The organism is Acinetobacter sp. ABJ_C5_2 (genome assembly GCF_044538485.1).
Classification (GTDB): domain Bacteria; phylum Pseudomonadota; class Gammaproteobacteria; order Pseudomonadales; family Moraxellaceae; genus Acinetobacter; species Acinetobacter nosocomialis_A.
In genome coordinates this window covers 65527-90082 of record NZ_JBIUCS010000004.1, presented here as the reverse complement: position 1 = coordinate 90082, position 24556 = coordinate 65527, and the positions used below count along the sequence as shown (strand labels likewise).

Sequence of the window (24556 nt, the reverse complement as noted above, 5' to 3'; positions counted from 1 at the left end):
AGATAATAATCTTAATACACACTGTATAAGAAATAGCCCCAAGACATTACCACTGTCCCTCGCCAAGCTTTTGACCTACAAAGGAATATCGCATTTGTGAACGTGAAAACTTTATTGGGCATGCAATCTGCGGTTCTGTATCAGCCGTATTATTTTGCAAAGGAACATTCACAATCCATCCACGTTGTTGTGCTAACGGCGAGTTTAAAGCCTCACTCAAACTCAATACTGGCTCTACACAAACATCGAGATTTGCAAAAATTTCATGCCATTCTTTAAATGTTTTGGCTTTAATTTTTTCTTGAATAGCTTGCTTCACTTCTTGTCGATCTTGAATATCTAATGACGCGCCTTTTTGCAACAGCACGGGTAAATCTAATGCAGCAGACAAACCAGCCATAAATTGTGGCTCAAGACTACCAATAGAAAGATAACGACCATCTTGAGTCATATAATAGTCATAAAAAATACCGCCATTGAGCATACTCTGCTCTGGTGCCTGTTCAACTTGTGCTGCAAGCGTAGCTGATGCTGCCATGCTATTTAAACTCGCCACACAATCGGTCATGGAAATATCAATATATTGTCCCATACCGCTACGACTGCGTTCGACGACCGCAGCCAAAATCGCAATAACTGCATGTAATGATCCGCCTGCAATATCGGCAACCTGAATGCCAAGCGGTGGTGGACCATTATCTTGTCGACCACTATATCCAGCAATACCCGCTAAAGCTAAATAATTAATGTCATGTCCAGCTCGATCTTTATAGTTTCCAGTTTGCCCATAACCTGTAATTGAGCAATAAATTAAACGTGGGTTAATTTCTGCAAGCGTTGCATAGTCCAATCCTAAACGGCGCATAACATCTGGCCGAAACTGTTCTATGACGATATCAAACTCGGAAATCTTAGCTTTAATCAAATCAATACTTGCAGCATCTTTTAAGTCGAGAACAATCGACTGTTTATTTCGATTTAGATAACTATGTGCAGTTGCTTGTCCATTGGCATAGGGCGGCATAATCCGGATGAGATCTGGACGTGATGGAGATTCGATATGGATGACTTCTGCTCCCATATCGGCTAAGTACATTGTGGCAAAAGGTCCAGGTAAGAGCGTCGAGAAATCGAGAACTTTAAGTCCATTTAATGCTGTCGTCATCGTATTTTTAACCACTATTATTCGAATTTTCTTTTATATTAGTTAAGCAAATATTCTAAAACAATGTCATGTTCAGCCATTTACCTTGATCATTTCGGCAATTTAACATGTAAAAAGTGCTTTTACACTGTTGTAAATCGCCAATTTATTTTTTTAGACGGTCATTTAGGTCAATTTAAAGTGAACATCAAAGAGACTGAAGGATTCAATATGAGTCGCGATACGATTAGCATCCACTTCGTGAATGCGGCTTTGACAGGCGTAAAACGCCTTGGCATGGATGTCGAGACGTTACTTTCACATGTGGGTATCGAAGCGGAACTATTACGTCAACCTAAAGCTCGAATCTCACCAGAACAATATACCCGTTTTATAAAAATGCTATGGATGGTCACCCAAGACGAACACGTCGGTTTTGATGTACAACCGCGTCGTTTGGGCACTTTTGCCATTATGTGTCAGTTGATTATTCATGCAAAAACTTTGGGACAAGCCCTCGAACTTTCATCTCAATTTTACAAGTTATTTGGTGATGAATGGTCGGTAACACTAGAGCGAGACAAACACGAAGCGCGTTTGGTTCCTCTCATTCCAAAAACATTAGATCCAGATCATTTCATTACTGAAAGTATGCTCATGATTTGGCATGGTTTGGCATCATGGTTGATTGAACGTCGTTTACCTTTAGAGCGTGTTCATTTTAGCTATCCACGTCCTGCTCATGCAGATGAATACGATGCATTATTCTTTGCACCAGTCATGCAGTTTGATGCACCACGCACCGAAATAACTTTTGCAGCTGATTATCTTGACTTACCAATCCGCCAAGATGAAAAAACGCTTGAAGAGTTCCTAAAAGCAGCTCCTGCTCAGCTTTTAGTAAAATTCAAAAACACCAACTCATTGACTTCTCGTATTCGTGATGTACTTAAGAGTCAAATTGGTGAAGAAATGCCAACGCTTAATGACGTTGCATCAATGCTGTATTTATCTCCGCAAACTTTACGTCGCCGCTTGGCTGCTGAAGGTAAAAGCTATCAAGGCGTAAAAGATGCTCTACGTCGAGATGCTGCGATTCACTTGTTGCTCAACCCTGAATTAACACTTGAAGATGTTGCTCAACAAGTTGGCTTTAGTGAAACGAGTACGTTCCACCGCGCATTTAAAAAGTGGACTGGTGTAACGCCTGGTTTATATCGTCAGCTACACGGCTACCACTAATTCTTAAATCTCTTTAGTTTCACATTTAGCCCAAGTTCAACTTGGGCTTTTTTGTATTTCTATTGGCAAAAATCATCACCTGACTGGTGTGCTTATCGTCATTGCGCTCGCTATTAAAACCAGTACACTCAAAGCACAAATAAATTTTAAGCAATAAAAAAGGAACTGTTATGAGCGAGGCTTATATTATTGATGCCATTCGCACACCACGCGGAAAAGGAAAAAAAGACGGCTCTCTTTATGAAGTAAAACCAATATCATTACTCACCACCCTATTAAACGAATTGCAACAGCGCCATCAGCTTGATACATCTAAAGTGGACGATATTGTTCTGGGCTGCGTAACACCAATTGGCGATCAAGGTGGGGACATTGCCAAAACCGCAGCAATTGCTGCTGGTTGGAATGATGATGTTGCTGGCGTACAAATTAACCGCTTTTGTGCTTCAGGTTTAGAAGCCGTCAACATGGCAGCAATGAAAGTCCGCTCTGGTTGGGAAGATTTAGTGGTTGCTGGTGGTGTTGAATCAATGTCGCGTATTCCAATGGGTTCTGATGGCGGACCATGGGCGTTAGATCCAGAAACCAACCTTAAATCATCTTTTGTTCCACAAGGTATCGGGGCTGATCTTATCGCAACCTTAGACGGCTATAGCCGTGAAGATGTTGATAATTTTGCCGTAAAGTCGCAACAAAAAGCAGCAGCAGCTCAAGCAAATGGTTATTTCAATCAATCAGTCGTGCCAGTCAAAGATCATTCAGGTGTGGTGATTTTAGAAAAAGATGAATTTATTAAAGGCAATACCACACTCGAAGGCCTTGCAAAACTCAACCCAAGTTTTGAAATGATGGGGCAAATGGGTTTTGATTCAGTTGCTTTACAAAAATATCCAGAAGCACAAAAAGTAAATCATGTTCATCATGCCGGTAACTCATCAGGTATTGTCGATGGAGCAGCTCTCGTTTTACTGGCTTCAGAAAAAGCAGTGAAAGAACAAAATTTAAAACCACGCGCTAAAGTTTTGGCGACTGCCCTAGTCGGTACCGACCCAACCATCATGCTAACTGGTCCTGCACCTGCTGCACGTAAAGCCTTGGAAAAAGCTGGACTAACAATTGATGATATTGACTTATTTGAAGTCAACGAAGCATTCGCAGCTGTCGTGATGCGTTTTATAAATGAGCTCAATGTCCCTGCTGAGAAAGTCAATGTAAATGGCGGTGCAATTGCTTTAGGACATCCTTTAGGCGCAACTGGTGCCATGATTTTAGGCACCCTACTTGATGAGCTTGAACGACAAGATAAAAAGCGCGGTTTAGCGACGCTCTGTGTCGGCGGTGGTATGGGTATTGCCACCATTATTGAACGTGTATAAAAATTTAGGGATAGATAAAGATGAGTGCAATTCAATACGAAAATAATGCCGACAATATTGTCATTTTAACGCTTGATTCAACTGGACAATCTGCAAACACCATGAATGCTGAGTTTCGTGACTCGCTTGATGAGGTCACTCAGAAACTTAAAGCAGAAACGGAACTTTCAGGCGTTATTTTCCGTTCAGCTAAAAAAACATTCTTTGCTGGTGGTGATTTAGATGAACTGATTCAAGTTCAACCTGAGCATGCAACTGACTTTTTCAATATGGTTGAGAAGTTAAAAGGACATCTAAGAACGATTGAAACACTAGGAGTTCCAGTTGTTGCAGCATTGAATGGCACGGCACTGGGCGGAGGATGGGAAATCGCATTAAGTTGCCATCACCGTATTGCAATCAATGACCCAAAAAGCAAATTTGGCCTACCAGAAGTTACTTTAGGTTTACTTCCGGGTGGCGGTGGTATTGTACGTATGGTCCGTTTGCTCGGTCTTCAAAATGCATTTCCATTTTTAATGGAAGGTAAGCAGTTCGGTGTCGATAAAGCCAAATCTTTAGGCTTAATTCATGACACAGCTGAAAATGAACAAGAGCTTTTAGATAAAGCAATTTCTTGGATCAAAGCAAATCCAAAATCTCAGCAGCCTTTTGATGTGAAGGGTTATAAAATTCCGGGTGGTGATCCAAAAACTCCAGCAGTTGCACAAGTTCTTGCAATTGCACCAGCCATGTTAAAAGACAAAACTAAAGGCTGCTACCCTGCCCCTGAAGCGATTATGGCTGCTGCAGTTGAAGGCGCTCAAGTTGATGTAGATACTGCTTTACGTATTGAGTCTCGCTACTTTACTCAACTTACAACAGGCCAAATTTCTAAAAATATGATCGGCACTTTCTGGCATGGCCTAAATGCAATTAAGTCTGGTGCAAGCCGCCCTGCCGACGTTGCAAAATGGCAAGCGACTAAAGTTGGTGTGTTAGGTGCAGGCATGATGGGTGCTGGTATTGCATATTCAACAGCCATTAAAGGCATTCCGGTTGTACTTAAAGATGTATCTGTTGAAAATGCTGAGAAAGGTAAAGCCTATTCACAAAAACTCCTAGACAAACGTGTTTCACAAGGCCGCATGACGGCAGAAAAACGTGATCAGGTTTTATCGCTCATTACAGCTACAGCTTCAGCTCAAGACTTACAAGGTTGTGACCTGATTATTGAAGCGGTATTTGAAAACCAAGAACTCAAAGCGAAAGTCACTCAAGAAGCTGAACAATATTTAGCCCCTAATGGCGTAATGGCATCGAATACATCGACCCTGCCAATTACAGGCTTAGCGCAAGCAAGTAAAGATGATAAAACGTTTATTGGTCTGCATTTCTTTAGCCCTGTCGACAAAATGCAGTTGGTTGAGATTATTAAAGGTAAAAACACCTCCGCAGAGACACTTGCTAAAGCCTACGACTTCGTACAGCAAATTGGAAAAACGCCAATTGTTGTCAATGATAGCCGTGGTTTCTTTACCAGTCGTGTGTTTGGTACTTTCATTCAAGAAGGTATGCGCTTGCTTGCCGAAGGCGTCCACCCAGCGCGTATTGAAATGGCAGCACTGAAAGCTGGCATGCCTGTGGGACCACTTGCGATTCAAGATGAAGTATCTTTAACCCTAACCGAGCATGTTGCCAGTGAAGCACGTAAAGCCCTACTAGCTGAAGGCAAAGAGTTACCGAAAACACCAGTAGATGAAGTGATTCATACCATGATTCATGAATTAAACCGTAAAGGTAAAGCTGCTGGCGCAGGTTTTTATGATTATCCTGAAAATGGCAAAAAACACCTATGGGAAGGCTTAAACCGCTGGCAAAAAGATCATGATATCTCCGAACAAGATATGATTGACCGTATTTTGTTTGTACAGGCTTTAGATACCTTACGTTGTTACGAAGAAGGTGTATTGGAGTCGGTTATTGATGCCAACGTCGGTTCTATTTTTGGAATTGGTTATGCGCCTTGGACGGGCGGAGCGATTCAGTTCCTGAACCAATATGGTATTGATAAAGCAGAGAAACGCGCAGAAGAATTAGCTGCCAAATATGGTGAGAGATTCACACCACCAGCATTACTCAAAACCAAAGCTGAGCAGAAACAAAATATTCAATAATTTAAATCTATTAAATATTTAAAAACTGCATAAACCTTACCCATATAAATATATTTTATTTATATGGGTTTTTCTTTATGTTCTTTAAGATTTCTGCCTACAGCCTAAATATGCTATAAATAGACTTCATTTTTGTGCTTCTACAGCACATTCGAGAAATCCTTATGTCCGATAAAAATTCTTCCGAATCAGCAGTTTTAGGCTGGAAATTTGTTCTGATCGTTGGTGTTTTAAGTGCGATTTTCCTTGGCTTTTTCTATTTAGCAATGAGTAATGAACCTGACTATATGCCAGGTGCTCAGCGCAAAGCTCAACAGCACGAAATGCAACAAAAAGCTGAAAAATCGACAGATCAACAAAGCCAGCATGACAACATGCCTGGAATGGACATGCAAGAACATCAGCATTCACATCAGTAATCAGATATTTTTCAAATGACAGATTTTTCCCGCAATGCACTGGTTGTAGAAGGTGGAGGCATGCGTGGTGCCTTTACCAGTGGTGTACTTGATGCTTTTCTACAACAACAGTTCAATCCTTTTGACTTATACGTTGGTGTATCTTCTGGTTCGACCAATGTGGCTAACTACTTAGCAGGTCAACAAGGCCGAACTTTAACATTCTATGTTGACCATTCATTACGTCCTGAATTTATCGATTATAAGCGCTTCTTTAAAGGTGGCGATTTACTTGATTTAAAATGGATGTGGGAAATTGGTGAAAAAGAACATCCTCTTGATCAACAGAGCCTTTTTGCCAAAAATCCAGATTTTTATATGGTGTTGACGCATGCCAAAACAGGCAATGCTGAGTATCTTCGTGCTGGTAAAGATAATCTGTTAAATGCACTGCGTGCTTCTAGCTCAATTCCGGTTTTAACACGTCATCCCGTCGATATTATGGGTGAACCATACTTTGATGGCGGCGTTGCAGATGCCCTACCCGTTCGCTGGACGGCTCAGCAAAGTGGCGTTAAAAAGCTGTTAGTTTTACGTACTCGCCCGAAAAATTACTTTAAGGAGAGTAGTCGAGGTGATCAATTCCTCGCGAAATATGCGTTTAAACATCATTATGGTTTTGCAAACAGCTTACGTAGCCGTTGTGCTCGTTATAACGCTTCGGTCGATTTTGTTCGTGGTGAAAATCCAGAACAGCAAATTTTAGAAGTTTGTCCACCACCACTTAAAAATATGGCTGGCCGTTTAACTACTAACCCGAAAAAGCTTCGCTACAGTTATGAAGTCGGCTTAGAAACAGGGCTACAAGCAATTGAAAGCTGGAATACAATGAAATAAATCCAACTTGAGATTTCTAAAAAGAAGTCTCAAGTTAATTCTAAAATCATATCAATATGTGGAATGCCACAGTCTTCGTAAACCTCACCTTGCACATGAAAACCTAAAGCTTCGTAAAAAGCCGTCACATAGGTTTGCGCGGAAAGCTTTAAATAAGGCAATTTATGTTGGCGCGCATATTCAATAATATGCTGCATTAGAATTTTACCTATACCCTGCTTTCGATAAAGCATTAAAACAGCAACACGCCCTACGCTATGCTGCGGTAACAAACGTGCTGTAGCAATAGGCTGCTCTTTGTCATACACCATAAAGTGCACAGCAGTGGCATCAAAATCATCCCATTCATCTTCGGATGCAATGCCTTGCTCTTGAATAAAGACGTGCTCACGGATGTATTTCGCATCTTTCTCAAGCTGTTCCCAACCACCCGCTATAACTTCATACATCCTACTCACCTTCCTAGCATTTACAGCCAATATTTTCGATTGGTAACTGATCTTGTAACAACAATTCTAAGGTCTGTTTTTTAATTCCGTACATTTCTTTCAATGCTTGAATTTGAGCCATAATCTTCGCATCAGGTTGAGAAACATCTTTGCGTTTTGTTGCCAAAATCATTTTATTTTTGCTGGTATGTTCAAGCGATACAAACTCAAAAACTTTGGTTTCATAACCATATGCTTTTAAAAGTAACGCACGCAAAGTATCGGTCAACATCTCAGCTTGTTGCCCCGCATGAATACCAAACTGTAGCATCGGTTGTAGAACTTCAGGACTATGCAGTTGTGGACGTAATTCTTTGTGACAGCATGGCGCGCACATAATCATTGAAGCGTTCAAACGAATTCCGGTATGAATGGCAAAATCAGTCGCAATATCACACGCATGCAAAGCAATCATAACGTCCAGCTTTTCTGGCTGATAACTACGAACATCGCCTTCAAAAAAGTCCAAATGATTAAAATGCACTTTGTCTGCCACATTCTGGCAGAACTCCACCAAGTTATGACGAAGCTCAACACCAGTAATTAAAGGAATTTTTTGTTGTTCCTGTAAATAATCATACAAAGCAAAAGTTAAATAACCTTTCCCTGAACCAAAATCGACAATTCGTAACTCTTTTTGTTCTGTATTAATTTGTTCATATGCGCTCGCAAAAATTTCGATAAATTTATTAATCTGCTTCCATTTACGAGCCATACTTGGAATGATTTGAGCTTTCTCATCAGTAATACCAAGCTCTTTTAAAAATGCACTACTCTGCTGTACATAACGTTGTTTCTCACGATCATGCGCTTGTACAGTTGGAGTCGTATTTACAGTTTGTTTTTTACCAATATTAAGCATGGCTTTTTTCTTATTTTTTTTAAGCTGAATTTCTTGAAGAGTTGAAAATAAATTTGCTTGTTTACATTGATTAATAAGCGTTGCAATCTGTTCCAAACCCTCTTCAAAGGTATAGTTTTTGGTCACATCTTGAGTAGTGTAATGATATAAAGCTGAAAGCTGCTTTTTCCCATTTAACTCTACAATACGGAAAGTGATTTTTTCTAGCTGTGCCAACTCTCCTTTATATTGGCTCAAAATCAAACGCTCAAAACTCTGCTCATCAAGCATTTGTTTGATTTCATGAAAGAATTGCTGTTCTTGCTCAAAGGAGAAAACCGACACAGATATACCTAAAGAATGGTGACTCATATAAACTGAAAGTTTAAAGGGTATAGGATTAAAAATAAAATAACTTTACGACTGTTTTGTATTTCTATACATTTGTATTTTTAATCAAAAAATAAACTTATGAGCAAATCGGTGTTAGAAACTTACGATCCTAAAGAAGAACTTTTTAATGCCTACAGCCATGGTGCTGGCGTTGTTATGGCCGTGGTTGCCTCTATCCTTTTAATTATTAAAGGATCTTATCTTTCCACCGGGCAGTGGATCGGTTTATGGGTATACTCATTTAGTCTGATTCTCGTTTTTACCAGCTCGACTCTGTATCATTTTGCGCAGACCCAAAACTTACGTTACTGGTATAAAAAACTCGACCACACCGCTATTTATTATTTAATTGCCGGTACATATACCCCATTCTTAAGCATTGCGATACCCACACAAAAAGCCCATGTTTTACTTATTGCACTCTGGAGCATTGCTGCAATTGGTACACTTTTCAAGTTAGTTTTTATTCATCGTTTTCAGAAAATCTCTTTGCTCGCTTATGTTCTTATGGGGTGGCTTGCCGTTTTTGTAATGGATGATATGCGTACCTATTTAAGTAAAGATGCTTTGATGTTATTGATTACTGGAGGTTTAGCTTACACTGTTGGAGCATTGTTTTACGCGTTAAAAAAGGTAAGATATACCCATGCGATATGGCATATTTTTGTACTTTTAGGTGCAGGTGCACACTTTCTTGCAATCTATTGGTACGTTGTTTAATCCATTTTTCACTCATATTCAGTGATCCTGAAAGAGTCATGGATGATGTTCTTTCACACTATTCTTTTGAGAAAAATATGCCTTTAAAGAGAATAGTAAACTAAAAATAAATTTTAACTTATATAAGGACTTATATGGAGTCAACCTCTGTGACAGCTGCTCCTGTAGTAGCCACCAATTCGAAAACACGAGTTTTATTTGCAAGCTTAGTCGGTACAACCATTGAGTTCTTCGACTTTTACATCTATGCAACTGCTGCCGTGATTATTTTTCCTCACCTATTTTTCCCTGCCAGCAGTGGCAGTGCTGCCGTTTTACAATCACTCGCAACATTTGCAATTGCCTTTATTGCCCGCCCTATTGGTGCAGCACTATTTGGTCACTTAGGGGATCGAATCGGCCGTAAAGCAACACTAGTGGCAGCTTTGCTGACTATGGGTATATCAACGGTATGTATTGGCTTACTTCCGACTTATGCTCAAATCGGGATTGTGGCTCCATTATTATTAGCAGCCTGCCGTCTAGGACAAGGCTTAGGTCTAGGGGGTGAATGGAGTGGCGCTGTACTACTTGCAACCGAAAATGCACCAGAAGGTAAGCGTGCATGGTATGGCATGTTCCCACAGCTTGGCGCCCCTATTGGTTTTATTTTAGCAACGGGTTCATTCTTACTTTTAAGTGCAGCTATTCCTGAACAAGCATTCATGCAATGGGGCTGGCGTATTCCATTTATTGCGAGTGCAATTTTGGTCATTGTTGGTTTATATATCCGTTTAAAACTCCATGAAACTCCAGCTTTCCAAAAAGTTCTAGATAAACAAAAAGAAGTTAATATTCCATTTAAAGAAGTCGTTACCAAACACACAGGTAAGCTTATTCTCGGCACGATTGCCGCAATCTGTACCTTCGTTGTGTTTTATCTAACTACAGTGTTTGCGCTTAACTGGGGAACGACAAAACTGGGTTATGCACGTGGTGAGTTTTTAGAACTTCAACTTTTTGCGACACTTTGTTTTGCAGCTTTCATTCCTTTATCTGCTATTTTTGCAGAAAAATTTGGACGTAAAGCAACATCAGTTGGCGTATGTATCGCTGCTGCGATTTTCGGATTATTCTTTTCTAGCATGTTAGAGTCTGGAAATACGCTCATCGTCTTTCTTTTCTTATGTACTGGCCTATCAATTATGGGTTTAACCTATGGCCCGATTGGTACAGTTCTTTCAGAAATTTTCCCAACTTCAGTTCGTTATACAGGTTCAGCATTAACCTTTAACTTGGCTGGTATTTTTGGTGCATCGTTTGCGCCACTCATTGCCACAAAACTTGCTGAAACTTATGGTTTATATGCAGTTGGTTATTATCTAACAGCGGCATCACTTTTATCATTAGTCGCATTTTTATTAATACGTGAAACAAAGAACGTAGATGTGAATAATCAGATTTAACTATTTTCAAACATCCTCATATAAAAAAAGCCGGTTCAAAATTGACCGGCTTTTTTTTATATATGAAAATTAATTCATTGAAGCAGGGTTTGCTGGCGCAACACTGTTTGTTGGTGCTGGAGCCGTTACATTACTTGCTGCTACAGCTGCTGCACCCGCAACTGCTGCTTCACCAATTAAAGCAATTTTTGCTTTTTCTTGGCTTTTTGCAGATAAAGCTGGGTTAGTTGCCACAATACGATTAATGTTTGCAGAGTTTGCTGGAGCAATCGCAGCAGTTTGTAAAATGATTGGGCGATTACCTGTATTACCCAATGTATAACGAATACCTGTACGAGGGCTAATTACCGTCGTATTCTCTTGTTTCACTACAGCCTGAGCCGAAGTTGGGCCTTTTGCGGCAAGAACCTTATCAACCGTTGTGGTTTGAGGGGCTGAAGCTGTTTCTGCTGCGAAAACAAAACTTGGTACAGCAAGAACAGTTAAAAATAAAGGTTGTAATACTTTTTTCATTGTCTTTCCAACATACACTCTGGATGAGAAGTAAATAGCATTTAATACTTAAAACTGCAAACATTATTCACAGGCTTACTACAAACATAAAAAAAGCAGAACAATTGTTCTGCTTTTTTTATCAAGCAAATTAAATTTTGCCGTGACACTGCTTATATTTTAAACCAGAACCACATGGACATGGTGCATTACGGCTTTCTGGTACTGGGAACATTTGTTGTTCATCAGTCGACTCGTTGAGTGCTTCTTGAGAAGCAGTCACTGCACCTGTTAAGCCATCCACATCATCATGTTCAAAAGAAAGCTTCATCGACTCAGCTTGCTGCTGCTGTTGAGCTTCCATTTCTGCAAGTTCTTCTGGTGTTGGAATATGTACACGAGACAAATCAGTCACAACATCAGTTTTAATGACGCCTAACATGTTCACAAACAAGTTAAATGCTTCTTTTTTGTATTCCTGTTCTGGGTTCTTTTGCGCATAGCCACGTAAGTGGATACCTTGACGCAAATAATCCATTGCAGCCAAGTGATCTTTCCAGTGGCGATCAAGAGAGTTTAGAACGAAATGACGCTCAAGCATTGCTGCTGACTCATCACCCATTTGCGCACGGCGTTGACGATAACGTTCAAGCACTTCGTCACTAATACGCTCAACCAGACCCTCTTCATCAAGACGACGATCTTGTTCTAACCATTCTTGAACTGGAAGCTCAATACCTAAATCAATACGTAAAGCATTTTCTAGACCTTCAATATCCCATTGGTCATGAATTGACTCAGGTGGAATAAAGTTGGCAATCATGGCTTGCATAACTTCACGATGCATTTCTTCAACGTAATCTTGTAAAGTATTTTCAGCTAACACTTCATCACGTTGTGAATAAATGATCTTACGTTGTTCATTATTCACGTCATCGTATTTCAATAAGTTCTTACGAATATCGAAGTTACGTGCTTCAACTTTACGCTGAGCATTTTCGATAGAACGACTTACCATTTTGTGTTCAATCGCTTCATTTTCTTGTAAGCCCATTGCACGCATCATGGCAACAACACGGTCACCTGCGAAAATACGCATGAGGTCATCTTCAAGAGATAAATAGAAACGAGAAACACCAGGGTCACCTTGACGACCCGCACGACCACGTAACTGGTTGTCAATACGGCGTGATTCATGGCGTTCAGAACCAATAATGTGCAAACCACCTGCTTGCAATACATCTTCGTGGTCCTGTTCCCACTGTGCTTTCAGACGTGCTTCATCTTCTGCTGTCGGGTTTTCAAGCTTGGCAAGTTTCGCTTTCCAGTTACCACCCAAGATAATATCTGTACCACGACCAGCCATGTTGGTTGCAATTGTTACTGCATTCGGGCTACCCGCCTGAGCAATAATGTCTGCTTCACGCTCGTGCTGTTTAGCGTTCAACACTTCATGGTGAATACCAGCTTGCATCAACTTAGAAGATAGAATTTCACTGGCTTCAATGGTTGCAGTACCAATTAGAATCGGTGCAACACCTTGCTCACGAATATTCATAATTTCTTGAATAATCGCATTATATTTGCCATTACGGTTTAAATAGATTAAATCGTTTTGGTCATTACGAATCATTGGACGGTGAGTCGGAATAATGACAACATCAAGACCGTAAATTTCTTTCATTTCCGCAGCTTCAGTATCAGCAGTACCTGTCATACCTGAAAGCTTTTTATAAAGACGGAAATAGTTCTGGAATGTAGTCGTTGCTAAAGTCTGGTTTTCAGGCTGAATTTCCAAGCCCTCTTTTGCTTCAACTGCTTGGTGCAAGCCTTCTGACCAACGACGACCCGGCATTGTACGACCAGTGTGCTCATCAACAATGATGACTTCACCATCATGAATAATATAATGAACGTCACGTTGGAATAAGAAATGTGCACGAATAGCGGCAGATACATGGTGAACAAGGTTTAGGTTTGTTGCTGAATATAAGCTTTCGCCTTCAGCCAATAAGCCCATTTGAATGAGTTCTTGTTCTACAGTTTCATAACCGATTTCAGTCATTTCAACTGAACGCTGCTTTTCATCAATCCAGAAATGGCCACCATCAGCAACTTTTTCTTCTTTTTGCGGACGTAATTTTGGTGGAATCGTATTGATTGCAGTATAGAGGTGTGAAGAGTCTTCACTTTGACCAGAAATAATTAATGGCGTACGTGCCTCATCAATCAAGATTGAGTCAACTTCATCGATAATGGCATAGTGCAAACCACGTTGTTTCTTTTCTGCTAAAGAAAACACCATGTTGTCACGTAAATAGTCAAAACCAAATTCGTTGTTGGTACCATAGGTAATGTCAGCAAGGTAAGCCGCTGCTTTTTCTGACGGTTCTTGCATTGAATAAATTGTACCAATGCTTAAACCTAAGAACTCAAATAATGGACGGTTTAACTCAGCGTCACGCTGTGCCAAATAATCGTTCACAGTAATCACATGAACGCCTTCGCCACTTAATGCGTTTAAGTAACACGCCAAAGTACCCATAAGGGTTTTACCTTCACCGGTACGCATTTCGGCAATTTTGCCTTCGTGAAGAGTAATACCACCAATCAATTGCACATCATAATGACGCATGCCCATTACACGTTTTGCTGCCTCACGACAAACCGCAAACGCTTCTGGGAGTAACTTATCTAAACTTTCGCCATTGTTATAACGTTGTTTGAATTCTGGAGTTTTTGCAGATAAGTCTGCATCGCTTAAAGCTGATATCGTCGGCTCGAGCGCATTGATTTGCTCAACAATTTTGCGCATGCGTTTGAGTTCACGCTCATTTTTTGTACCGAAGATACCTCCGATCAGACTTGCCAACATGGATAAACTCTCTAAATCTTGCTTGGTCAAATGAATAAATTTTTTCTCAGTCGTTTATTATGGTGTCAGAAATTTGAAGTACAAGGGGTTTGCACAAAACCCATAAAAAAAATCTGATAGTTAGATAAACGGTTTTACCGTTTCTCTAAGCCCCTTTAATGCATCTGGCACCCAAAACTCAACATTAACGCTTATCTATTGAACACAACTTCCGAGAAATCTAATTTAGCAAATTTATCTTAAAGTTACATTGATTCAGTCCATAAATTAACGAGTTTTAGTCATATATATTTACACTTATATAAAAAGTTCATAATAAAATAAAAAAACAATAATTTTAATAATAAATAAATTGCGGCATAGTCATTTCAACATATAACAAATTTTAAGCAACTGAGGACAGATCATGACATTACGATTAGGAGACACTGCCCCTGATTTTCAACAAGAATCAAGCGAAGGCACAATTAGTTTTTATGATTTTCTAGGTGATAGTTGGGGCATTTTATTCTCACATCCCGCTGACTATACACCTGTATGTACAACAGAGTTAGGCTATACAGCAAAATTAAAAGATGAGTTTGAAAAACGTAATGTTAAAGCGATTGCCTTATCGGTAGATGATGTAGAGTCGCATAAAGGCTGGATTAACGACATTAATGAAACTCAAAATACTACGGTTAATTTTCCAATTATTGCTGACAAAGATCGTAAAGTATCTGAGCTCTATGGCTTTATTCATCCAAATGCCAGTGAAACACTTACCGTTCGTTCTTTGGTCATTATTGATCCGAACAAAAAAGTTCGTTTAATTATTACCTACCCCGCTTCAACTGGTCGTAACTTCAACGAAGTGTTACGTGTCGTGGATTCATTACAATTAACCGATAAGCATAAAGTGGCTACTCCAGCGAACTGGCAGCAAGGTGAAGATGTTGTGATTGTTCCTTCTTTAAAAGATGAAGAAGAAATTAAACAACGCTTCCCTAAAGGCTACACTGCGGTGAAACCTTATTTGCGCCTTACGCCACAGCCTGAAAGCAATAAAACCGACTAAAGGTTTTATTGCTTGCAAGACAAGCAAAGCGCGTAAGCAAACACTTGAAAAGTTGACTACAAGACAAGAGCGTAGGCAGGTATCTGAGAGATTCCCTGTAAGACACAAAGATTAGAAAAAACGCAAAGAAAAATAACTAAAGCACATACACGAATGTTTCCATCTCCAAGCCATCTCACCCGATGGCTTTTTTTTGCATTATTGAATACACATGGTTTTTACTGTCGAGATCAGTTATAACTCCCAAGGAGTTTGTGCAAAAAACAACAATCATGATCCATAAAATTCATCATTTAAAATGCGGCAGTATGTGCCCTGTCTGCGCGCCTTTATTTGGGCAGAAAGGCTGGAAAGCCGAAGTTGTATGTCATTGTCTTTTAGTAGAGACGGACCGCGGGCTTGTACTGATTGATACAGGATTTGGTCTTCAAGACTATTTACACATGCAACAGCGCCTTGGCTCTTTAGTCAAACGTTTGGGGAAAATTGAGTCGAATCTTGAATTCAGTGCAATCCAGCAAATACAAAAATTGGGATTCCATCCTAAAGATGTACAACACATCTTTGTAACTCACCTCGACTTTGACCATGCAGGAGGCATTTCAGACTTTCCTCATGCCACCGTTCATGTCTTAGCCACTGAATATAATGCTGCGCAATTACCTAATTTTAAAGGTAAGCTTCGGTATAGAACCAATCAATATAATCAGCATCGATACTGGAATTTCGTTGAATATCAGCAAGGTGAAAAATGGTTTAATCTTGAAAAAGTAAAAGGTTTCCCGTTATTCCAAGATGAAATTTTAATGGTGCCATTATTAGGCCATTCCACTGGACATTGTGGTATTGCCATCAAACAACAAAATCAGTGGTTGTTATTTTGTGGAGATGCTTACTACTCACACCTAGAGTTAAATCCTGCAAATAAATTAAGATCGCTGACCCTTCTGGAAAAAACATTTGCAGAAGATAATGAAAAGCGTCTTATTAACCTTAAAAAATTACAACATTTGGCTCAACATGAGCCAACGATTGAAATTATTTGCGCCCATGACCCTCATGAGCTTCGACGGTATCAAACATGAAAAAATTCTCACTCATTGCCCTAGTTCTCTGTTTAAACCTACAGGGATGTATGCAACATGAAAGCATTGCGTATGAGCACAGACCCAAAGATTGGGGAACTTTAGTTTCTCAAACACATAATTTCTATCAAGTGAGCAATGATGTTTTTCGTAGCGAACAACCAAATGCTGCAATGATTCCCGAATTAAAACGTTATCAAATCGGAACTATTATTAATTTAAGAGCTAAAGACTCAGATGAATTAGTATTTAAAAATGAGAATTTTAATCTTGTTCACGTTCCTATCGACACGTGGGCAATTAACCGACAAGACCTGTTAGAAGTCATGCAGCAAATTAAAATTGCCAAGCAAAATAACCAACGTGTTTTATTACATTGTTACCATGGTTCAGACCGTACTGGTGCCAGCGTTGCGATGTATCGAATTATTTTTGAACACTGGGCAATTGATGATGCAGTTAAAGAGATGAAGGAAGGCGGATATGGTTATCATATTATTTGGAAAAATATTGACCGGTTATTCACCCCTGAAAATGTAAAATGGATTCAACAACAACTGTCGAATCCATCTTAACTAGATCTTGAATAAAGCTTAGATCAGATTAGCGCTGATCTAATGGCACCCAATCAATGACCCAAGCTGACTTCATGTTTAAACTAGAGTCAGACGTGATTTTCTTACGAGCTGCATCTGCTGTATCACGGTCTTTTGCTGGTCCAACCATAATACGAATACCTTTACTGGTTGGGCTTGTCGTAACCTTATAGCCTTTAGCGCGTAGTTTAGATACAACTGCATCTGCATTTGCCTGATTAGCAGCCAATGCAACCTGTACCATCCACTTTTTATCGCCATTTTCAAGCAGCTCACGCGCTTTCTCAGCTTCAGCTTTTTTCTCAGCATCGGCTTTATGCTTAGCTTCAGCTTTCTTTTCTGCTTCAGCATGTTTCTTAGCTTCAGCTTTCTTGTCTGCCTCAGCCTGATGTTTAGCTTCTTCAGCCTTTTTCTCAGCTTCAGCCTTATGCTTTTTAGCTTCAGCAGCTTTCTTTTCAGCCTCGGCTTGTTTCTTAGCCTCGGCTGCTTTTTTATCAGCTTCTGCCTGACGTTTTGCCTCAGCCGCTTTTTTGTCGGCTTCAGCTTGTTTCTTTGCTTCAGCAGCTTTTTTATCTGCATCTGCTTTAGTTGTATCTACTGACTTTTTTGTATCAGTCTGCTGTCCTTTTGCCTTACCTTCCCCACCTGCAACCTCAGGAGGGATATTATCCGAACTTTCTTGTGCAGCAGCACGACGAGCGTTAATCGCAGCATATTCTGCAGCAGCTTTACGCGCTGCGTCTGCCTCTGCCTGTTGTTGCATTGCCAAGAATTCGGCAGCACGAGCTTCTTGTTCCGCTACAGCTTTTTCACGCGAACGGCGTTGTTCTTCAAGAAGACGTTTTTCTGTTTCCACATCCACTGCAAGCGGCTGTAGTTGTACCATCTGCCCTTCTTGTGCTGATTGCTTTGGTTTAGCTTGTGGCTTCGGTGATGTAGAGGTTTGTGGTTCAGCACCCACATGTTTTATTTCTTCATTTCCTTTTAGAAGTAATGCTGCCAATAAAACACCACCACCTAATAAAACAACGCCACCCATCCAGCGTTGTTTGTTATTCATTGACATTCTTCCAAATACTCCCAAATCGCTTCTAAAGTATGAAACGAACCACAGGCTAAAATCAGCTGATTGTTATTTGTTTGCTCAAGCGCTGATTTAAAAGCCTCTTTGATATTGCCAAATTGTTGTATTGTCTGGCCTTGTAAGGCGTCATTCAATTGCTGAATCGGTGCAGCACGCGGCACATTCAACTCAGCAATTTTCCAATGTAAAACAGTAGGTTTCAATAAATCGACTACTGATTTTATATCTTTATCTGCCAGCATTGAAAATACTGCGACAACTTCTGTGTACTGTTTATTGTATTCTAAGAAATTTCGCAATTGCTTTAACAAAAATTCAACACCATGTGGATTGTGTCCGGCATCAAAAATTATGGTTTTTCCATTGACTTGACGCACTTCAAAGCGTCCTGCCAAACGTGCATTTTCAATACCCTGCTCTAGCGCCGATTGTGAGATTTCAAGGCCACTATTTAATACAGCAGCAACCGCTCCTGCAATATTTTCAATTGCAAGTGACCCTAATGGCAGTTTTAAAGTAGTTCCTTCACTTGCAAAATACCAGTGTTTTCCATCACTGGCGAGTTTATAAAAATAGTCTCTATTAATTGCGTATAGCGTCGCTTGTGAACTATTGGCTTTATCTTGAATGGCTTGAGGTAAAACTTGCTCGCCTGCAAAAATTACAGGAATATCAGGGCGAATAATGCCTGCTTTTTCAAAAGCAATTTTCTCGATGGTATCGCCTAACCAGTCAGTGTGATCAAGACCGATATTGGTGATTACAGCAATATTAGGGTCGATGACGTTGACAACATCAAGACGTCCGCCTAAACCGACTTCAAGCACCCATACATCGCATTGTTGCTGCTTAAAAATGACAAAAGCAGCCAAAGTGGTTGCTTCAAAAAAAGATAGGCTTAAATCACAATCGCGACGAGCCTGATCAACTTGTACAAAAGCGTCAATCAGGCTTTGATCATCAACCTCGACTCCACCTAACTTGACCCTTTCGTTAAAACGATAGATATGCGGTGATTGATACAATCCAACTTTATAGCCTTGCGCTTTTAATATAGACGCAAGTGTAGTTGTGGTTGAACCTTTCCCGTTCGTTCCGGCAACAGTAAAAACTTTAGCAGCGGGTTTAGTCACTCCTAATTTTTCTGCTACGGGAATAACACGTTCCAGACCAAGATCGATCCCTGTAACGTGAACATGGCTCCAATAATTGAGCCATGTATCTAAAGAGTCTGTTGAAAGTGGAGCTTGTTGTTTCAAGGTAAGTTCATCAATTTCGATACAAGTCGAGATACAGTATCACGTAAAGCATGACGATGAACAATCTGATCGATTACACCATGATCAAGCAAATATTCAGCACGTTGGAACGGTTCTTCCAATGTTTCACGTACAGTTTGCTCAATTACACGTTTACCAGCAAAGCCGATCATTGCTTTAGGTTCTGCAATATGGATATCACCCAACATTGCTAAAGAAGCTGTTACACCACCATATACTGGATGTGTTAATACCACGATATAAGGTAAACCCGCATCTTTTAATTTTTGAATTGCAGCAGAAGTACGCGCCATTTGCATAAGCGACAACATACCTTCTTGCATGCGTGCACCACCAGAAGCTGCAAAGCAGATTAATGGTTGGCGTTTTTCAATTGCAAGCTCAGCTGCCTGAACAAAACGATCACCTACTACAGTACCCATTGAGCCGCCCATAAAGTCGAACTCAAAAGCACATGCAATCATGTCTACGCTATTTAAGTTACCTTGCATGGCAATTAATGCTTCCGTTTCACCAGTTTTAGTTTGCGCTTCACGCATACGTTCTGGATACGGTTTGCTATCAACAAACTTTAATGGATCTTTCGCACTAAACTCTTGACCTAATTCAGTCACAACATTGTCGAAGAACCAGTTTAAGCGATCGCGAGCTTTCATTTTTAAGTGTTCATCACACTGTGGACATACATACGCGTTGAAAGATATAGCGGTACGTGTCACTAAAGCATGACATTCAGGGCACTCAATAGTCGGCTCAGTAAATGTTGCTTTGAGAGTCTGTTGCTCATCTGCAACTTCAATACCTGGAACTGGACGCTGTGTCCATGGCGTCGAAGGGCTAAGAACTTTCCCTGATTTCACTTCTTGATTCATACTAACTCATCGAGCGCTGCTCGAAGCTCCTTGACTTTATTCACCGTCTGTTCAACAGCTTCATCAGCTGTTAACGTTGCAAAAGATTTAACGAAAGCACTACCTACAATCACGGCATCTGCAACGCTACCCATCGCTTTCGCTGAAGCAGCATCACTAATTCCGAAACCAACGCCAACTGGAACGTTAGTTACACTTTTGATTTTTTCAATACGCGCAGCCGCTTCAGAAGTATCTAAAGTCGCTGCACCTGTTACACCCTTAAGTGAAACATAGTAGATAAAACCGCTTGCCTGATTTGCTACGTGTTGAATACGTTGATCAGTTGAAGTTGGTGCAAGTAAGAAGATTTGGTCCATATCATGCTGTTTTAAGATCGCACCAAATTCTTTTGACTCTTCTGGTGGTAAGTCCACAAGTAATAAGCCATCTACACCACATTGTTTCGCATAAGAAACAAACTTCTCATAACCAATCACTTCAACAGGATTGAGATAACCCATCAAAACTACAGGTGTTTCCTGATCCTGTTCACGAAACTCTTTTACCATGTTCAATGCATCTAAGGTGTTGGTCCCTGCCGCAAGTGCACGTTCCGCAGCAAGCGCAATAACCGGACCATCAGCCATTGGATCTGAAAATGGTAAACCAAGCTCAAGAACGTCTACTCCTGCCGCAACCATTTTATGAAGTAACGGAACAGTTACTTGTGGCTGTGGATCACCCGCCATAACATAAGATACAAGCGCTTTACGTTGTTGGGACTTAAGCTTTTCAAAACGGGTGGCAAGACGTGACATAGGGTTGTGCTTTCCTTGAATTATTTAAAATTGAGGAGTTGTTTGTAGAAATACAAGAACACCGCATTTTAACGCTATTTTTTGTTCATTGAACAGATCTAACGTTATGGCGATATTCGATTGTATGATTCATACAACCCATGGCGTACATTTATCAATATTTTGAAACTTTTCTCAATGATCAAAGCTTCCTATTTTTGAGCCATTATTCGTTTGCAATTTGAATAAAAAAACATCAAAAACTCTATTTCTCTGTATTTTTATGGGTGAGTTGCAATTGCTTTTTACGGGTTAATAACGTTTGCCCTGTTAAATTTTTATGTGCCCTTGCGAGTGCAGACTGATCGGAATAACCCAACTGGTCAGCAATTGCGGTAAGACTTTCATTTTGACTTAACAATATCTCGCAGCGCTTCATACGCTCAGTATCTAAAATTAATTTAAATGAAGTGTTTAAGGCCTGTAGTTGACGCTGCAAGCTTCGTACTGAAACATTAAGTTCGATGGCAATATCTTCTATTTTTGGAGCCTGCTGCTTGTGCTTCAAATATTCTTGTACGATCCAATGTATTTGCTGAACTAAATCGGTATGTATTTTTCGTTGAACCAAAGCTTCTTCAGCTTGTTTCACTAAAAGCTGCACTAAAGTGGGGTCTGCATGCTGGGGACGAACATTTAAACTTTCACTTGCAAAAGTTAATGCATAGTACGGTCGGTCAAATGACAATTTGCACTGAAAGAAGCGTTGATAATGAACCAATGGTCCCCGAGGTCGGTGTACAAACTCGACATGCTGTAAAAGAAAATCATGTAAGGGAGCAATCTCTTTAGCAAGCTGTACCATTGCGGCTAAGGTTAACTCACTAAGTACAATATTGCTGTCATCAACCAAAGGCCAATACAAGCGAATTTTGGAAGCATCTTGTTCGATTTGTATGGGAACAACTTGCTCCCCATCAATGACTAGACGGTGAAATTTAGCAATATACTTAACCACTTGACCTAAGGTATCGCTTCTAGATGCCATGTAACCCAGCACGCCAAAGTTGGCAGGTGTAATACAAGCTGCCATTTTTAAAGCCAAATTGGTCACTTGTAATTGAGATTCAGTCAGTGCTAAAAGCTCAATAAAAAGATGTAAGGAGGACTGAGCATCAATAGAAGCAGATAAAATATTTTGTATTTGCCGAGTTTGAGTGTCATTTAAATTGAGTGACTGCCAAGCTATTCCCTTTTCTTTTAAATACGTATTCCAAAGATAAAAGTATCCATTTGAGATCGTAAACTCTTGCATGGCGTTTCCTTTTTTTTACTGCCATCTTGTCGCAAACTGTATAAAAATTGGCGATAACTGTCAAAACAAAGCCGACCATTCACGACATACTAATGAAAAGCTTAGTTGCGAGAAATACAAAGATGAACGCACATGTTTCTTATCAGGTCGAGCCCGTGGTTCGCAAAGATCTAGACTTCCATTTAAACGAAGCACCACGTTTTTGGTTTAATAACGATCCTTTTTTGACTCGCATGTTTGATGCACTCAGCTTAACCTTTCCCGATGGAGAGCGTTATTTCATTGAATGTGTGCGGATGTTCCGTGACAAAATTGATGACCCGGAACTACAAAAGCGAGTTACCGATTTTATTAAACAAGAAGCTCAACATGGTATTGCCCATGACAAAATGAATCAGCTCATGAAAGAACAAGGTATGCCTGTAGATGAGTTCACAAGCACACTTAAAAGGATTTTCCGTTTTGAGCTCACCAAACGTTCACCGCAATACAATATTGCCATGACAGCCGCAGCTGAACATTTAACAGCATTAATGGCAGAAACCTTTTATAGCAATAAAAAAACCTTGGAAAATGCTCATCCTTATGTCCGCGCGCTGTTTGCGTGGCATGCCATTGAAGAAATGGAGCATCGCGATGTAGCATTTGATGTCATGAGACAAGTAGGTGAAGTTCCAGAGTCAACACGTCGCTTTGTACTTGTTTTAACAACTGTACTCATGTTTGGTTTTACACTTTATAGAACCAACATTATGTTGAAATGTGATGGCTTTAGCCCTAAAGAAAGGTTATCAATGACACTCAAAGGTTTACCTTGGTTCTTTGGGAAAAATGGCACATTAACGGCCATGAAAAAACAATATTTGGACTGGTTTAAAAAAGATTTTCACCCAAGCCAACATCCTGTTATTCGTCAGTATCCTGTTTGGATTGAAACTTTAGAAAAAACAAATGACCCAATCGCAGCGGGTGAAGCATTTTGGCAAGCAGGTTTATAACCTGCTTGTTACCACTTTGCATAATGTTGTTCTAATAGGCCGTATTGCTCATTATAAGTAATCGTATCAATTGCCTCATGTTCAATAGTGCCGCTAATCTTAGCTTGCCACTGATTGAACTGGCTTCCAATCATCCTTAAATTAATATTTTCGTATCGACACCAACCAATATGGACGTGTAGATTAAGCTTTTGATCTAAAGAGCTAATTTTCCATGTCTCATCATTTATTTTTTCAAATAAGACATCTGTAAGTGAAAATAAAACTCCATTTACCCATAAACAGTTCTCATTGCCAAAACTTTCATTAACCCCAGAAGCCAAATTTAGTCCAATACGTCGCCCCTGCTCATCCCAAAAATTACATGAAAGCCAAAACCAAGCGGTCTCAGGGCGTAAAAAACCACAAGTATCATCTAATGATGCAAATGTCTTTTCATCAAATTGTATAAGTTGATTCTGTTTATTAATGAACATTCCCTCTACAGCCAAAGTAGTCTGCTTTTGGGTATACGTCCAACCATTAATACCTGTTGGGGTACACAAACTTAAAATATCTGTTCCAGCACAAAAAATACGGGCACTCAGGCAAATTTCACCATATTTAGTCACCCGAATATATCGCACACCATTGGCATGCTGAATATCTATTTGATAAGGCGATTTAGAGAAATAGCTTTGATTAAACAATGGCTGCTCATCAAGATGAGTTTTATGGCCTAAAGGTTGAATGGCGTTCCACTCAATGACTTGCTCCGTTTCATGATCATAAATATAGAAAAAGCCATGCCCAACCCAACCAATATCTGCAATTGCGAGACCAATACTGTAGTGCTTATGCTGAATGCCACAGAATTTAAATTTTTTATACTTTAATTGCTTACGCCAGCCGGTTAAGACCTTGCCATAAGGCGTTTTATAGATATAACTTTGTACATGAATGGTCGACGGTACAGATTCAAAACGCCCATAACGAGGCTGTCCATTTTCTTGAATTAAATCCATTATTTATTATCCGTTGATT

General features: G+C 40.0%; 22 protein-coding genes. 11 read left to right on the top strand and 11 right to left on the bottom strand.

All coding sequences use genetic code 11. The annotated features are described in order from the left end of the window. Positions 1–46: 46 nt before the first annotated feature. On the bottom strand, positions 47–1165 hold the full coding sequence (locus tag ACH8JV_RS07320) for a CaiB/BaiF CoA transferase family protein (protein WP_396520458.1): 1119 nt from the start codon (positions 1163–1165) through the stop codon (positions 47–49). Between the two features lie 210 nt (positions 1166–1375). Between ACH8JV_RS07320 and ACH8JV_RS07315 the strand changes: the two genes are divergently transcribed. From ACH8JV_RS07315 to ACH8JV_RS07295, 5 genes are all read left to right on the top strand, one after another. Then, a complete protein-coding gene (locus ACH8JV_RS07315; protein WP_002051267.1) occupies positions 1376–2386 on the top strand; it encodes an AraC family transcriptional regulator in 1011 nt (336 codons plus the stop codon). 170 nt (positions 2387–2556) lie between these two features. Next, on the top strand, positions 2557–3762 hold the full coding sequence (locus ACH8JV_RS07310) for an acetyl-CoA C-acetyltransferase (protein WP_017394131.1): 1206 nt from the start codon (positions 2557–2559) through the stop codon (positions 3760–3762). Positions 3763–3782: 20 nt separating this feature from the next. Next, positions 3783–5918, top strand: a complete 2136-nt coding sequence (locus ACH8JV_RS07305; RefSeq protein WP_396520456.1) for a 3-hydroxyacyl-CoA dehydrogenase NAD-binding domain-containing protein — start codon at positions 3783–3785, stop codon at positions 5916–5918. Between the two features lie 164 nt (positions 5919–6082). Beyond that, complete coding sequence (locus ACH8JV_RS07300; RefSeq protein ID WP_019457519.1) at positions 6083–6337, top strand: hypothetical protein; 255 nt, start codon at positions 6083–6085, stop codon at positions 6335–6337. 15 nt (positions 6338–6352) lie between these two features. Further along, complete coding sequence (locus tag ACH8JV_RS07295; RefSeq protein WP_396520454.1) at positions 6353–7213, top strand: patatin family protein; 861 nt, start codon at positions 6353–6355, stop codon at positions 7211–7213. 29 nt (positions 7214–7242) lie between these two features. Here the strand turns inward: ACH8JV_RS07295 and ACH8JV_RS07290 are convergent, their stop codons facing one another. Next, on the bottom strand, positions 7243–7662 hold the full coding sequence (locus ACH8JV_RS07290) for a GNAT family N-acetyltransferase (RefSeq protein WP_396520452.1): 420 nt from the start codon (positions 7660–7662) through the stop codon (positions 7243–7245). Positions 7663–7675: 13 nt separating this feature from the next. After that, positions 7676–8887 carry a class I SAM-dependent methyltransferase gene (locus ACH8JV_RS07285; protein WP_396520450.1) on the bottom strand — a complete coding sequence of 404 codons (1212 nt, stop codon included), beginning with the start codon at positions 8885–8887 and terminating at the stop codon, positions 7676–7678. Positions 8888–9013: 126 nt separating this feature from the next. Here ACH8JV_RS07285 and ACH8JV_RS07280 point away from each other — a divergent pair, with 126 nt between their 5' ends. After that, positions 9014–9655, top strand: coding sequence for a hemolysin III family protein (locus ACH8JV_RS07280; RefSeq protein WP_100191809.1), 642 nt, complete (start codon positions 9014–9016; stop codon positions 9653–9655). Positions 9656–9789: 134 nt separating this feature from the next. Continuing rightward, complete coding sequence (locus ACH8JV_RS07275; protein WP_396520448.1) at positions 9790–11100, top strand: MFS transporter; 1311 nt, start codon at positions 9790–9792, stop codon at positions 11098–11100. Between the two features lie 69 nt (positions 11101–11169). Here ACH8JV_RS07275 and ACH8JV_RS07270 read toward each other — a convergent pair whose 3' ends face one another. Together ACH8JV_RS07270 and secA are read right to left on the bottom strand one after the other, a co-directional pair. Further along, entirely contained in the window at positions 11170–11613 is a 444-nt protein-coding gene (locus ACH8JV_RS07270; RefSeq protein WP_039246416.1) for a hypothetical protein, read from the bottom strand. Positions 11614–11743: 130 nt separating this feature from the next. Next, a complete protein-coding gene (gene secA, locus ACH8JV_RS07265) occupies positions 11744–14467 on the bottom strand; it encodes a preprotein translocase subunit SecA (protein ID WP_396480999.1) in 2724 nt (907 codons plus the stop codon). 406 nt (positions 14468–14873) lie between these two features. Between secA and ACH8JV_RS07260 the strand changes: the two genes are divergently transcribed. The 3 genes from ACH8JV_RS07260 to ACH8JV_RS07250 all read left to right on the top strand — a co-directional run bounded on the left by ACH8JV_RS07260 (position 14874) and on the right by ACH8JV_RS07250 (position 17184). Continuing rightward, a complete protein-coding gene (locus ACH8JV_RS07260; protein ID WP_032047687.1) occupies positions 14874–15524 on the top strand; it encodes a peroxiredoxin in 651 nt (216 codons plus the stop codon). Positions 15525–15796: 272 nt separating this feature from the next. Continuing rightward, complete coding sequence (locus tag ACH8JV_RS07255) at positions 15797–16609, top strand: MBL fold metallo-hydrolase (RefSeq protein WP_206261577.1); 813 nt, start codon at positions 15797–15799, stop codon at positions 16607–16609. Then, positions 16606–17184 carry a dual specificity protein phosphatase family protein gene (locus ACH8JV_RS07250; RefSeq protein ID WP_396520446.1) on the top strand — a complete coding sequence of 193 codons (579 nt, stop codon included), beginning with the start codon at positions 16606–16608 and terminating at the stop codon, positions 17182–17184. The genes ACH8JV_RS07255 and ACH8JV_RS07250 overlap by 4 nt, the downstream gene beginning before the upstream one ends. A gap of 28 nt (positions 17185–17212) precedes the next feature. Here the strand turns inward: ACH8JV_RS07250 and ACH8JV_RS07245 are convergent, their stop codons facing one another. From ACH8JV_RS07245 to ACH8JV_RS07225, 5 genes are all read right to left on the bottom strand, one after another. Beyond that, a complete protein-coding gene (locus tag ACH8JV_RS07245) occupies positions 17213–18271 on the bottom strand; it encodes an SPOR domain-containing protein (protein ID WP_396520444.1) in 1059 nt (352 codons plus the stop codon). Then, on the bottom strand, positions 18262–19548 hold the full coding sequence (gene folC / locus ACH8JV_RS07240) for a bifunctional tetrahydrofolate synthase/dihydrofolate synthase (protein WP_396520442.1): 1287 nt from the start codon (positions 19546–19548) through the stop codon (positions 18262–18264). Before folC ends, ACH8JV_RS07245 begins: the two co-directional genes overlap by 10 nt. Continuing rightward, on the bottom strand, positions 19545–20441 hold the full coding sequence (accD, locus tag ACH8JV_RS07235) for an acetyl-CoA carboxylase, carboxyltransferase subunit beta (RefSeq protein WP_396520440.1): 897 nt from the start codon (positions 20439–20441) through the stop codon (positions 19545–19547). Before accD ends, folC begins: the two co-directional genes overlap by 4 nt. Next, positions 20438–21241 carry a tryptophan synthase subunit alpha gene (trpA, locus tag ACH8JV_RS07230; protein WP_016804527.1) on the bottom strand — a complete coding sequence of 268 codons (804 nt, stop codon included), beginning with the start codon at positions 21239–21241 and terminating at the stop codon, positions 20438–20440. The genes accD and trpA overlap by 4 nt, the downstream gene beginning before the upstream one ends. 244 nt (positions 21242–21485) lie before the next feature. Continuing rightward, entirely contained in the window at positions 21486–22535 is a 1050-nt protein-coding gene (locus ACH8JV_RS07225; RefSeq protein ID WP_396520438.1) for an AraC family transcriptional regulator ligand-binding domain-containing protein, read from the bottom strand. A 122-nt stretch (positions 22536–22657) separates the two neighbouring features. Here ACH8JV_RS07225 and ACH8JV_RS07220 point away from each other — a divergent pair, with 122 nt between their 5' ends. After that, a complete protein-coding gene (locus tag ACH8JV_RS07220) occupies positions 22658–23533 on the top strand; it encodes a metal-dependent hydrolase (RefSeq protein ID WP_396520436.1) in 876 nt (291 codons plus the stop codon). A gap of 8 nt (positions 23534–23541) precedes the next feature. On the opposite strand, the gene ACH8JV_RS07215 is transcribed toward ACH8JV_RS07220, so the two are convergent. Continuing rightward, a complete protein-coding gene (locus ACH8JV_RS07215) occupies positions 23542–24537 on the bottom strand; it encodes a DUF2804 domain-containing protein (protein ID WP_396520434.1) in 996 nt (331 codons plus the stop codon). Positions 24538–24556 lie beyond the last annotated feature (19 nt).

Coding starts and splice junctions, on each gene's coding strand:
- ACH8JV_RS07320 (WP_396520458.1), bottom strand. CDS start 1,165: ATGACGACAGCATTAAATGGACTTAAAGTTCTCGATTTCTCGACGCTC.
- ACH8JV_RS07315 (WP_002051267.1), top strand. CDS start 1,376: ATGAGTCGCGATACGATTAGCATCCACTTCGTGAATGCGGCTTTGACA.
- ACH8JV_RS07310 (WP_017394131.1), top strand. CDS start 2,557: ATGAGCGAGGCTTATATTATTGATGCCATTCGCACACCACGCGGAAAA.
- ACH8JV_RS07305 (WP_396520456.1), top strand. CDS start 3,783: ATGAGTGCAATTCAATACGAAAATAATGCCGACAATATTGTCATTTTA.
- ACH8JV_RS07300 (WP_019457519.1), top strand. CDS start 6,083: ATGTCCGATAAAAATTCTTCCGAATCAGCAGTTTTAGGCTGGAAATTT.
- ACH8JV_RS07295 (WP_396520454.1), top strand. CDS start 6,353: ATGACAGATTTTTCCCGCAATGCACTGGTTGTAGAAGGTGGAGGCATG.
- ACH8JV_RS07290 (WP_396520452.1), bottom strand. CDS start 7,662: ATGTATGAAGTTATAGCGGGTGGTTGGGAACAGCTTGAGAAAGATGCG.
- ACH8JV_RS07280 (WP_100191809.1), top strand. CDS start 9,014: ATGAGCAAATCGGTGTTAGAAACTTACGATCCTAAAGAAGAACTTTTT.
- ACH8JV_RS07275 (WP_396520448.1), top strand. CDS start 9,790: ATGGAGTCAACCTCTGTGACAGCTGCTCCTGTAGTAGCCACCAATTCG.
- ACH8JV_RS07270 (WP_039246416.1), bottom strand. CDS start 11,613: ATGAAAAAAGTATTACAACCTTTATTTTTAACTGTTCTTGCTGTACCA.
- secA (WP_396480999.1), bottom strand. CDS start 14,467: ATGTTGGCAAGTCTGATCGGAGGTATCTTCGGTACAAAAAATGAGCGT.
- ACH8JV_RS07260 (WP_032047687.1), top strand. CDS start 14,874: ATGACATTACGATTAGGAGACACTGCCCCTGATTTTCAACAAGAATCA.
- ACH8JV_RS07255 (WP_206261577.1), top strand. CDS start 15,797: ATGATCCATAAAATTCATCATTTAAAATGCGGCAGTATGTGCCCTGTC.
- ACH8JV_RS07250 (WP_396520446.1), top strand. CDS start 16,606: ATGAAAAAATTCTCACTCATTGCCCTAGTTCTCTGTTTAAACCTACAG.
- ACH8JV_RS07245 (WP_396520444.1), bottom strand. CDS start 18,271: ATGTCAATGAATAACAAACAACGCTGGATGGGTGGCGTTGTTTTATTA.
- accD (WP_396520440.1), bottom strand. CDS start 20,441: ATGAATCAAGAAGTGAAATCAGGGAAAGTTCTTAGCCCTTCGACGCCA.
- trpA (WP_016804527.1), bottom strand. CDS start 21,241: ATGTCACGTCTTGCCACCCGTTTTGAAAAGCTTAAGTCCCAACAACGT.
- ACH8JV_RS07225 (WP_396520438.1), bottom strand. CDS start 22,535: ATGCAAGAGTTTACGATCTCAAATGGATACTTTTATCTTTGGAATACG.
- ACH8JV_RS07220 (WP_396520436.1), top strand. CDS start 22,658: ATGAACGCACATGTTTCTTATCAGGTCGAGCCCGTGGTTCGCAAAGAT.
- ACH8JV_RS07215 (WP_396520434.1), bottom strand. CDS start 24,537: ATGGATTTAATTCAAGAAAATGGACAGCCTCGTTATGGGCGTTTTGAA.